8 protein-coding genes are annotated in these 11,846 nt (G+C 60.1%); 7 read left to right on the top strand and 1 reads right to left on the bottom strand.

Features of this window, described 5'->3' with window-relative positions:
- Nucleotides 1-267: 267 nt before the first annotated feature.
- The gene (locus tag K5R89_RS25840) at nt 268-1,104 is read left to right on the top strand and encodes an IclR family transcriptional regulator C-terminal domain-containing protein (RefSeq protein ID WP_072198970.1); all 837 of its coding nucleotides are present in this window, start codon (nt 268-270) and stop codon (nt 1,102-1,104) included.
- On the opposite strand, the gene kmrA is transcribed toward K5R89_RS25840, so the two are convergent.
- Entirely contained in the window at nt 1,099-2,598 is a 1,500-nt protein-coding gene (gene kmrA / locus K5R89_RS25835) for an MFS transporter (protein ID WP_217259629.1), read from the bottom strand. The genes K5R89_RS25840 and kmrA overlap by 6 nt on opposite strands.
- A 119-nt stretch (nt 2,599-2,717) precedes the next feature.
- Between kmrA and K5R89_RS25830 the strand changes: the two genes are divergently transcribed.
- From K5R89_RS25830 to narI, 6 genes are all read left to right on the top strand, one after another.
- Nucleotides 2,718-3,293: a TetR family transcriptional regulator gene (locus K5R89_RS25830; protein WP_217259630.1), complete on the top strand. Its 576-nt coding sequence runs from the start codon at nt 2,718-2,720 to the stop codon at nt 3,291-3,293.
- Between the two features lie 175 nt (nt 3,294-3,468).
- The gene (locus K5R89_RS25825; RefSeq protein ID WP_023289860.1) at nt 3,469-4,851 is read left to right on the top strand and encodes a NarK family nitrate/nitrite MFS transporter; all 1,383 of its coding nucleotides are present in this window, start codon (nt 3,469-3,471) and stop codon (nt 4,849-4,851) included.
- A 113-nt stretch (nt 4,852-4,964) separates the two neighbouring features.
- Nucleotides 4,965-8,705: a nitrate reductase subunit alpha gene (locus K5R89_RS25820; protein ID WP_086075914.1), complete on the top strand. Its 3,741-nt coding sequence runs from the start codon at nt 4,965-4,967 to the stop codon at nt 8,703-8,705.
- Nucleotides 8,702-10,246 carry a nitrate reductase subunit beta gene (narH, locus tag K5R89_RS25815; protein WP_023289862.1) on the top strand — a complete coding sequence of 515 codons (1,545 nt, stop codon included), beginning with the start codon at nt 8,702-8,704 and terminating at the stop codon, nt 10,244-10,246. Before K5R89_RS25820 ends, narH begins: the two co-directional genes overlap by 4 nt.
- Nucleotides 10,246-10,941, top strand: coding sequence for a nitrate reductase molybdenum cofactor assembly chaperone (gene narW, locus K5R89_RS25810; protein ID WP_023289863.1), 696 nt, complete (start codon nt 10,246-10,248; stop codon nt 10,939-10,941). The genes narH and narW overlap by 1 nt, the downstream gene beginning before the upstream one ends.
- On the top strand, nt 10,938-11,618 hold the full coding sequence (narI, locus tag K5R89_RS25805) for a respiratory nitrate reductase subunit gamma (protein WP_023289864.1): 681 nt from the start codon (nt 10,938-10,940) through the stop codon (nt 11,616-11,618). The genes narW and narI overlap by 4 nt, the downstream gene beginning before the upstream one ends.
- The last annotated feature ends 228 nt before the right edge of the window (nt 11,619-11,846 follow it).

The following is an 11,846-nucleotide window of genomic DNA, read 5'->3' as shown; positions in this document are numbered from 1 at the left end:
GAATGGTCTGTGTTGTCGGGAGGATACGTGATCTGATCCTTCAACTCAGCAAAAGTTCGATTTATTCAACAAAGCCCTTTTTGTACCCACATCCATAACGGGGAGGGCTGTGCCATTGACAATAGGGTTCGGTCTGGCGGGTGGTCAACGGCGATAATCGAAATGTTGTGCGATTATCGGCACGTTTGTTAAAAGGCGGTTAATAATGTGATCGCGGTGGTAAAACCGGCACAATTCAGGACGGTGCGGTTTGCGCACGGTATAGTGATGCCCCGTGAGCTTTGCAATGCAACGGAGAGGGAATCCATGCGTGACCATACCCCCACCACCCTAAGCGCCAGGCAGGCCGAGCACGATCCCAACTTTATGCTGTCTCTGGCTCGCGGGCTGGAGGTGCTTAACGCCTTTACCCCGCAGCGTCAGCGGCTGACCATTTCCCAGTTAAGCCAGAAAACGCAAATTTCCCGCGCGGCGGTACGCCGCTGCCTGTATACCCTCGCCGCGCTGGGCATGGTCCATAGCCCGGATGGCCGCCATTATGAGCTGTTGCCCCGGGTGCTGGCGGTGGGCCATGCCTATCTCGCCGGCACCCCGCTGGCGAAAGTGGCGCAGACGGCGCTGGATAGCCTCGGCAAAGCCCTCGGCGAATCCTGTTCGGCGGCGACGCTCGATGGGGATAACGTGCTCTATATCGCCCGCGCCGCGGTGAATAATTTACTGAGCGTCGATCTCGGACGCGGCAGCCGTCTGCCGGCCTGGGCGACGTCGATGGGTCGGGTATTGCTCAGCGCGCTGCCGGAGGAGCAGCTGGAGGTGACACTGTCACGCGCCGTGCTCATTCGCTACACCCCCCACACCCTGTGCGATATGGCCGGGCTACGCGCGGAGATTGATCGGGTGCGCATGCAGGGCTATGCCCTCGCCGACCGCCAGATAGAGGTGGGACTGTGCTCGCTGGCGGTGCCGGTGCTGTCGCGTCATGGCCAGGTGGTGGCCGCGCTGAATGTCGGAGTGCCGGCCGCGACGGTCAGCGCCGCGGCGTTAAAAGAGAAGGCCCTCGCCCCGCTACGCCGCGCGGCGATGGACCTGTCGCTACAGCTATAGCGCCGACGGCGGCTTCGTCGCCGTGGCGAGGCTGCGCCAGATCCCGGCGGCCAGCAGCAGAAGCATGACCCCCGCTGTCGCCAGCACCAGGCTGTGCGCCTGGGTAAAGGCCGCCTTGGCCGCCGCCATTAGCGCCTCCGCCACCCCGGCGGGCAGCGCCTGGGTCAGGCTGACCGCCTCGCCGATCGATGACGACGCCTGCTGCGCCATCGTCTCATTCAGTCCGGACGGTAGCACAATGGTGGCGCTGTAGCTGCGGGTGAGGATCAGGCCGAACAGCACAATGCCGAGGCCGGCGCCCAGCTCATAAGCCATGGTTTCGATCGCCCCGGCCGCCGCCGCTTTCTCCTTCGGCGCCGCCGCCATAATGGCGGAGCTGGAGGCCAGCAGCGCGCTGGCGACGCTAAAGCCCAGCAGCGTCATCAGCCCCCAGGCCAGCCAGTGTTGAGTGCTGAAATCGGTCAGCGCCAGGCCCAGAAAGCTTAAGGCGCTCAGCAACATCCCGCCGGTAGCCACCTCGCGCAGTCCGAGCTTTGACACCAGCATCCCGGCAATCGGCCCGCTAAAGCCGCTGGCCACCATCACCGGCAGCATAAACATCCCCGCCTCGAACGGCGTTTTCTGATGCACAAACTGCAGCTCCTGCGCCATCAGCAGCTCAAAACCCACCAGGGTAATCAGGGCCGTCATCGCCATCATCACCCCGCTTAAAATAATGCGATGGGTGAACAGGCGCATATCCACCATCGGCCGGGCCGCCGACAACTGTTTGCGGATAAACCAGGTCAGCATCGCCGCCCCGCCGATCGCCACCAGCGCGGTGAGCCACAGCGCCAGCTGGCCCTTCAGGGCCGATTTGGCGCTAAACACCAGCATCAGGATCGCCGCAATCAAAATGAGCGCCTGCAGCAGGTTCAGCGGCTGGTCGCGGCGCGCGGGCTGGCGCGGCACCACTTTCGCGTTAATGGCGATAACCACCAGCACAATCGGCACGTTGATCAGGAACACTGATCCCCAGTAGAAATGCTCCAGCAGCATGCCGCCCACCAGCGGGCCAAAGGCCGCGCCGCCTGAGCCCACCGCCGCCCACAGCCCCAGCGCCATATTGCGCTGGCTGGCCTCGGCGAAGGTGCTGCGGATCCCGGCAAGCGTCGCCGGAACGATCATCGCCGCCCCCACCGCCAGCAGGGCGCGGGAGGCAATAAGCGTCAGGGCGGTCGGCGACAGCGCGGCGCACAGCGAGGCGATGCCAAAAATAGCGCTGCCGAGCAGCAGCAGACGTTTAAAGCCGATTTTATCGCCAAGGGCGCCCATCGGCAGCACCATCCCGGCCATCACCAATGAATAGATATCAATGATCCACAACAGCTCATTACCGCTGCTGCCCAGCGCGACGCTGAGGGTCGGCGCGGCCACATGCAACACCGTGGCGTCAATCGCCACCGGAATATAAACCAGCAAAATCGCCATCAGCGTCATCCATTGCCGTGACATAGCGTGTACCTCAATGTTAGAACTTGGACACATGTCCAGGATGGCGATCCTGCCGGATTGTTGAACACATGTCCAACTTTTTGTTACACTCGGCCAAAGCCAGATATCAGCGGGGTTCTATGCACTATTTACAGCGGGATGAGCGACGGGAAGGGATTATGCAGGCCGCCATGCGCCTGGCGCTGCGTGGCGGCTTCAGCGCCATGACCGTCCGGCAGATCGCCCGCGAGGCGCAGGTGGCCGCCGGGCAACTGCACCACCACTTCGCCTCCATCGGCGAGCTGAAGTCCCAGGTGTTCATCCGTCTTATCCGCGAGATGCTCGACATGCCGCTGGTGGCGGAGGATGCCAGCTGGCGCGAGCGGTTATTCTCGATGATCGGCAGCGAGGATGGCCGGCTGGAACCCTATATCCGCCTGTGGCGGGAGGGCCAGGTGCTGGCCGACAGCGACCCGGACATCAAAGCGGCCTACCTGCTGACCATGACCATGTGGCATGCCGAGACCGTGGCGATCGTGGAACAGGGCCTCGCCGGCGGTGAGTTTCACTCGAGCGAGCCGCCGGTGGATATCGCCTGGCGTTTTATCGCCCTGGTGTGCGGCCTCGACGGGATTTACGCCCTCGGCACCCAAACCCTGGACGAGACGGCGTTTAGCCGTTACGTCAATAAGATGATTACGCTGGAGTTATTTTAGTTAAATTTTACATTTAGTAACAATTAATCCCGCTACGCTCTCCACGTGCTCTCCGACAGCACGTTTTTTTTATCTACGCTTTTTAGATAACGCCAATTAAGGGTTATTCACCGTCACCTTGTATTCAGCTGTTGACCTTATTTATTTACTCCATTCCGGGCAATTAGAGGGCAATATGTCGGTACAAAATGAGAAAGATAATCATTACCTTTTGAAAAACTGGCGGCCAGAAAATAAGGCCTTCTGGGAAAACAAGGGTCAGGCCATTGCGAGAAGAAACCTCTGGATATCAGTCACCTGCTTACTACTTGCCTTCTGCGTATGGATGTTATTCAGCGCCGTGGCGGTCAACCTTAATAAGGTCGGTTTTCATTTCACTACCGACCAGCTTTTTTTATTAACCGCACTTCCTTCACTTTCCGGCGCGATATTACGGGTCCCCTACTCCTTTATGGTACCCCTCTTCGGCGGGCGCTACTGGACCGTATTAAGTACAGTGATCCTAATTGTGCCTTGTATTTGGTTAGGCGTGGCGATCCAGAATAGCGCTACTCCATTCTGGGTATTTATTGTTATTGCGCTGCTGTGCGGTTTTGCCGGGGCTAATTTTGCTTCCAGTATGGGAAATATCAGTTTCTTTTTTCCCAAAGCCAAACAGGGCAGCGCGCTGGGGGTCAACGGCGGCCTGGGCAATCTCGGGGTCAGTGTGATGCAGATGGTCGCCCCGGCGGTGATCTTCCTGCCGATCTTCACCTTCCTCGGCGTCCATGGCGTCACCCAGCCCGATGGATCGACCATGGCCCTGAGTAATGCGGCGCTCGTCTGGGTACCCCTCCTGCTGCTTGCCACCGCTGCCGCCTGGTTCGGTATGAATGATATCGCCAGTTCGAAGGCCTCGATTCGCGATCAGCTTCCCGTACTCAAGCGCCCGCATATGTGGCTGTTGAGCCTGCTCTATCTGGCGACTTTCGGCTCATTTATCGGCTTCTCCGCCGGCTTCGCCATGCTGGCGAAAACCCAGTTTCCTGCGGTCGACATTCTCAAGCTGGCTTTCTTTGGACCGTTTATCGGCGCGCTGGCGCGTTCGTTCGGCGGGATCATCTCCGACCGTCTGGGCGGTGTGCGGGTGACGCTGGTCAATTTCGTGCTGATGGCGCTCTTTACCGGTCTGCTGTTCCTCACCCTGCCGGGCAGCGGATCCGGTAGCTTCCTTGCCTTCTACGTGGTGTTTATGGGGCTGTTCTTAACCGCCGGGCTCGGCAGCGGCTCCACCTTCCAGATGATCGCCGTCATCTTCCGTCAGCTCACCATCGAGAGCGTGAGGCAGCGCGGCGGCAGCGAAGAAGAAGCGCAGCACGAAGCCGTAACCGATACCGCTGCCGCGCTGGGCTTTATCTCGGCAATTGGCGCCATCGGCGGCTTCTTTATCCCAAAAGCCTTCGGCACCTCGCTGGCGATGACCGGTTCGCCGGTCGGGGCGATGAAGGTCTTTTTCGTTTTTTATGTGGTTTGCGTATTGGTGACCTGGCTGGTCTACGGCCGACGTAAACCCGCTTAACCATAACGATTTATCTGCCGGATGGCGGCTTCCGCCTTATCCGGCGTACGCGTTCGTTCGCTCATCCGGCCGGGTGGCACGATGCCGGACTTTATCGGAGCAGGAGAAATGTCATGAGTAAACTACTGGATCGCTTTCGCTACTTTAAGCAGAAAGGCGAAACCTTTGCCAACGGCCACGGTCAGGTCTACAACAACAACCGTGACTGGGAAGACAGCTACCGTCAACGCTGGCAGTTCGACAAAATTGTCCGCTCCACCCACGGCGTGAATTGCACCGGCTCCTGCAGCTGGAAAATTTATGTCAAAAACGGTCTGGTGACCTGGGAAACCCAGCAGACCGATTATCCGCGTACCCGCCCGGATCTGCCGAACCATGAACCACGCGGCTGCCCGCGAGGCGCCAGCTACTCCTGGTATCTCTATAGCGCCAACCGTCTGAAGTACCCGCTGGCGCGTAAACGGCTGATTGCGTTGTGGCGCGAAGCACTGGCGCAGTTTCCCGACCCGGTGCAGGCCTGGGATAGCATCATGCAGGATCCGGCCAAAACCACCAGCTATAAAGCGGCGCGCGGCAAAGGCGGCTTTGTCCGCTCCAGCTGGAAAGAGCTGAATCAGCTCATCGCCGCCGCCAACGTCTGGACCATCAAACACTACGGCCCGGACCGTGTCGCCGGGTTCTCGCCGATCCCGGCGATGTCGATGGTCTCCTACGCGGCGGGTACCCGCTATTTATCCCTTATCGGCGGCACCTGCCTCAGCTTCTACGACTGGTACTGCGATCTGCCCCCGGCCTCGCCAATGACCTGGGGCGAGCAGACCGACGTGCCGGAATCCGCCGACTGGTACAACGCCAGCTACATTATCGCCTGGGGCTCCAACGTGCCGCAGACCCGGACCCCGGATGCCCACTTCTTCACCGAAGTACGCTACAAAGGCACCAAAACCATCGCCATCACCCCGGACTATTCGGAAGTGGCCAAACTGTGCGACCACTGGCTGGCGCCGAAGCAAGGTACCGACAGCGCGCTGGCGATGGCCATGGGCCACGTCATCCTCAAAGCCTTCCACCTTGATAATCCGAGTGATTACTTTCTTAACTACTGCCGCACCTATACCGACATGCCGATGCTGGTGATGCTTGAGCCGCGCGACGATGGCAGCTATGTGCCAGGCCGCATGCTGCGCGCCTCCGACCTGCTGGATGGACTGGGCGAAACGAATAACCCGGAATGGAAAACCGTCGCCTGCACCGCCGACGGCGAACTGGTGGCGCCGAACGGTTCCATCGGCTTTCGCTGGGGCGAAAAAGGGAAATGGAACCTCGAACCGCTGGCTGACGGCAAAACGGTGGAGCTCACGCTGTCTCTGCTGGATATTCGCGACAGCGTGGCGTCAGTCGCCTTCCCCTACTTCGGCGGCAATGAAAACCCGCATTTCCGCAGCGTGCCGCAGGCACCGGTAACCCTTCATCCGCTCCCGGTGAAACAGCTGACGCTGGCCAGTGGCGAAAGCGGCCTGGTGGTCAGCGTATATGACCTGATTCTGGCTAACTACGGCCTGGACCGAGGGCTTGATGATGTCAATGCGGCGAAAGATTTCGCCGAGGTTAAAGCCTATACCCCGGCGTGGGCGGAGCAGATCACCGGCGTGCCGCGCCAGCATATCGAACAAATCGCCCGCGAGTTCGCCGATACGGCGCATAAAACCCATGGCCGTTCGATGATTATCCTCGGCGCCGGGGTAAACCACTGGTACCACATGGATATGAACTACCGGGGGATGATTAACCTGCTGGTGTTCTGCGGCTGCGTCGGCCAGAGCGGCGGCGGCTGGTCGCACTATGTCGGCCAGGAGAAGCTGCGCCCACAGACCGGCTGGCTGCCGCTGGCGTTCGCGCTGGACTGGAACCGCCCGCCGCGGCAAATGAACAGCACCTCCTATTTCTACAATCACGCCAGCCAGTGGCGCTATGAAAAACTGACCGCGCAGGAGCTGTTGTCGCCGCTGGCCGACGCCAGCAAATTTAGCGGCAGCCTTATTGACTTCAACGTCCGCGCGGAACGGATGGGCTGGTTGCCTTCTGCGCCACAGCTCAACGTCAACCCGCTGACCATCAAGCAGCAGGCCGAGGCCGCCGGGCTATCGCCCTCGGCGTTCACGGTGCGGTCGCTAAAATCCGGCGAGATCCGCTTTGCCGCCGAGCAGCCGGACAGCGGTAAAAACCATCCGCGGAACCTGTTTATCTGGCGCTCTAACCTGCTGGGATCGTCCGGTAAGGGGCATGAGTACATGTTGAAGTACCTGCTCGGGACCGACAGCGGTATTCAGGGGGATGAACTGGGCGCCAGCGATGAGGTGAAACCTGAGGAAGTCGAGTGGCAGACGGCGGCTATCGAGGGCAAACTCGACCTGCTGGTGACGCTGGATTTCCGCATGTCCAGTACCTGTCTCTTTTCCGATATTGTTCTACCGACCGCCACCTGGTACGAAAAAGACGATATGAACACCTCGGATATGCATCCGTTTATCCACCCGCTTTCCGCCGCCGTCGACCCGGCGTGGGAGGCAAAGAGCGACTGGGAGATTTACAAAGATATCGCCAAATCCTTCTCGCAGGTCTGCGTCGGCCATCTCGGGAAAGAGACCGACGTGGTGCTGGTCCCGCTGCAGCATGACTCTCCGGCTGAGCTGGCGCAGCCGTTCGAGGTGCTTGACTGGCGCAAGGGCGAATGCGATCTGATCCCCGGGAAAACCGCTCCGTCGATTGCCCTGGTGGAGCGCGACTATCCCGCCACCTGGGAACGCTTCACCTCTCTCGGGCCGCTGCTCGATAAGCTTGGCAACGGCGGAAAAGGCATCTCGTGGAATACGCAAAGCGAAGTCGATTTCCTCGGCAAGCTTAACTACCTCAAGCAGGACGGTCCGGCCAAAGGCCGGCCGCGGATCGACAGCGCCATTGACGCCTCCGAAGTTATTCTCAGCCTCGCGCCGGAAACCAACGGCCAGGTGGCGGTGAAAGCCTGGCAGGCGCTGGGAGAATTTACCGGTCGCGACCACACTCATCTGGCGCTGAATAAAGAGGATGAGAAGATCCGCTTCCGCGATATTCAGGCGCAGCCGCGCAAGATCATCTCCAGCCCAACGTGGTCCGGACTGGAAAGCGAGCACGTCTCCTACAACGCCGGTTATACCAATGTGCACGAACTGATCCCGTGGCGCACCCTCTCCGGGCGGCAACAGCTGTATCAGGACCATCCGTGGATGCGGGCTTTCGGCGAAAGCCTGGTGGCTTATCGCCCGCCCATTGATACCCGCAGCGTCAGCCAGATGAAGGCCGTGCCGCCGAACGGTTTTCCGGAGAAAGCGCTGAACTTCCTGACCCCGCACCAGAAATGGGGGATCCACTCCACATACAGCGAAAACCTGCTGATGCTGACGCTGTCGCGCGGCGGGCCGATCGTCTGGCTCAGTGAAACTGACGCCAGAGAGCTGGGCATTGAAGATAACGACTGGATCGAAGCGTTCAACGCCAACGGCGCCCTCACCGCCCGGGCGGTGGTGAGCCAGCGCGTGCCGCCGGGGATGACCATGATGTATCACGCTCAGGAGCGGATTATGAATATCCCGGGTTCGGAAGTGACCGGCCGCCGCGGCGGCATTCATAACTCCGTCACCCGCGTCTGTCCGAAGCCGACGCACATGATCGGCGGCTACGCCCAGCTGGCCTATGGCTTTAACTACTACGGCACCGTCGGCTCCAACCGCGACGAGTTCATCATGATCCGCAAAATGAAAAATATTGCCTGGCTGGATGACGAAGGTCGCGATCAGGTACAGGAGGCGAAAAAATGAAAATCCGTTCTCAGGTTGGAATGGTGCTGAATCTGGACAAATGCATCGGCTGTCACACCTGCTCGGTCACCTGTAAAAACGTCTGGAGCAGCCGGGAGGGCATGGAGTACGCGTGGTTCAATAATGTGGAAACCAAACCGGGCATTGGCTACCCAAAAAACTGGGAAGACCAGGAGCAGTGGCAAGGCGGCTGGATCCGCGGCATCAGCGGTAAACTGACGCCCCGCCTCGGCAATCGGGTTAGCGTGCTGTCGAAGATATTCGCCAACCCGGTGCTGCCAGCGATTGACGATTACTACGAACCTTTCACCTACGATTACCAGCATCTGCACAACGCGCCGGAGGGAAAATATCTGCCTACCGCCCGCCCACGCTCGCTGATCAGCGGCGAGCGGATGGATAAAATTGACTGGGGCCCGAACTGGGAGGAACTGCTCGGCGGTGAATTCGAGAAACGCGCCCGCGACCGTAACTTCGAAGCCATGCAGAAAGAGATGTACGGCCAGTTCGAAAACACCTTTATGATGTACCTCCCGCGCCTGTGCGAGCACTGCCTCAACCCGAGCTGCGTAGCCACCTGCCCGAGCGGCGCCATCTACAAGCGTGAGGAAGATGGCATCGTGCTGATAGACCAGGACAAATGCCGCGGCTGGCGGATGTGCATCAGCGGCTGTCCATATAAAAAAATCTACTTTAACTGGAAGAGCGGCAAGTCGGAAAAATGCATCTTCTGCTATCCGCGCATTGAGTCCGGGCAGCCAACGGTGTGCTCCGAAACCTGCGTCGGGCGCATCCGCTATCTCGGCGTCTTGCTGTATGACGCCGACCGTATCGAAGAGGCTGCCAGCGCCGAGCATGAAACCGACCTCTATGAGCGCCAGTGCGAGGTATTCCTTAATCCAAACGATCCGGCGGTCATCGAGGAAGCGTTAAAACAAGGCATCCCCCACAATGTCATTGAGGCGGCGCAGAAATCGCCGGTCTATAAGCTGGCGATGGACTGGAAGCTGGCCCTGCCGCTGCATCCGGAGTATCGCACCCTGCCGATGGTCTGGTATGTGCCGCCCCTGTCGCCGATCCAGTCGGTTGCCGACGCCGGCGGCCTGCCGAACAACGGCGCCATCCTGCCGGCGGTTGAGAGCCTGCGCATTCCGGTCCAGTACCTGGCGAACCTGCTAAGCGCCGGGGATACCGGACCGGTATTGCGCGCGCTGAAACGGATGATGGCAATGCGCCACTACAAGCGCTCGCAAACCGTCGAGGGCGTGACCGATACCCGGGCAATTGAAGAGGTGGGACTCAGCGTTGAGCAGGTCGAAGAGATGTATCGCTATCTGGCGATCGCCAACTACGAAGACCGCTTCGTGATCCCCACCAGCCATCGCGAACTGGCGGAGGACGCCTTCCCGGAACGCAACGGCTGCGGCTTTACCTTCGGCGACGGCTGTCACGGTTCAGATACGAAATTCAACCTGTTTAACAGCCGGCGGATTGACGCCATCGACGTCAGCGGCGTGCGTAAGCATGGGGAGGGAGAGTGATGCGGATCCTGAAAGTGCTCGGTCTGCTGCTGGAGTATCCCGACGAGGTGCTGTGGGAGAACCGCGACGAAGCCCTGGCGCTGGTCAGCGCCGATATCCCTTCCCTGACGCCCTTTGTCGGGGAGCTGCTGGCGGCGCCACTGTTGGATCGCCAGGCCGACTGGTGCGAGGTGTTCGAGCGAGGGCGCGCCACCTCGCTGCTGCTGTTTGAACATGTGCATGCTGAGTCCCGCGACCGTGGCCAGGCGATGGTGGACCTGATGAATCAGTATCAGCAGGCAGGTCTGCTGATCGATTGCCGTGAACTGCCCGACTATCTGCCGCTGTATCTGGAGTATCTCAGTATTTTACCCCTCGCCGACGCCCGCGAAGGGCTGCAGAATATCGCGCCGATTCTGGCGCTGATCGGCGGCCGCCTGAAGCAACGAGAATGCTCGTATTATCAACTGTTTGACGCCCTGCTGGAACTGGCAAAAAGCCCGCTCAACAGTGACAGTGTCACCAAACAGGTGGCGGGAGAAAAGCGCGACGATACCTGTCAGGCGCTGGACGAAGTGTGGGAAGAAGAGCAGGTGAAGTTTATTGAAGATAATGCGACCGCTTGCGACAGCTCGCCTATGCAAGCTTATCAACGACGCTTTAGCCAGGATGTGGCGCCGCTGTACGTCGACATCCGCGCCGGAGGCCCGAAATGATCCAGTATCTGAACGTCTTCTTTTACGATATCTACCCTTACCTTTGCGGCGCCGTGTTTCTGCTCGGCAGCTGGCTACGCTACGACTATGGGCAGTATACCTGGCGCGCGTCATCCAGCCAGATGCTGGATAAACGCGGGATGGTGCTATGGTCGAACTTGTTTCATATCGGCATTCTCGGCATTTTTTTCGGCCATCTCTTTGGCATGCTGACCCCGCACTGGGTCTACTCGTGGTTCCTGCCAATGTCGCAGAAGCAGCTGATGGCAATGATCCTCGGCGGCGTGTGCGGGGTGCTCACCCTGGTGGGCGGCATCGGCTTGCTGGCGCGCCGCCTGACCAACCCGCGCATTCGCGCCACCTCCACCACGGCAGATATTCTGATCCTGTGCATTTTGCTGATTCAGTGCGCGCTGGGGCTGACGACGATCCCCTTCTCCGCCCAGCATCCGGACGGCAGCGAAATGCTCAAGCTGGTGGACTGGGCGCAGGCGGTGGTCACCTTCCACGGCGGCGCCTCGGCGCATCTGGACGGCGTGGCCTGGATTTACCGCGTCCACCTGGTGCTGGGGATGACCATCTTCCTGATCTTCCCGTTCACCCGTCTGGTTCACGTCTGGAGCGCGCCGGTGGAGTATTTCACCCGCCGCTACCAGGTGGTGCGCTCCCGACGCTGAGCGCTGGCGGCTGTTATCCTTCATCCTAACCGGTAGCCCGGACGCGGCTTTCGCGCGAGTCCGGGTAGTTATCGACCCGGCTCCAGCCGTTATGCCGGGTGGCGGCTGTCGCCTTACCCGGCCTACAGGGCCCTCTACAGGCTCATACCCTGTAGGCCCGCGCAAGCGCAGCGCCGCCGGGCAAGATATCAGGCACGGTACCTGTAATTTCGCCGGGTGGCGGCTGTC

Source organism: Klebsiella sp. TF21-TM (assembly GCF_019753495.1).
GTDB lineage: Bacteria > Pseudomonadota > Gammaproteobacteria > Enterobacterales > Enterobacteriaceae > Klebsiella > Klebsiella quasipneumoniae.
This window is presented reverse-complemented; position numbering and strand designations above follow the sequence as displayed.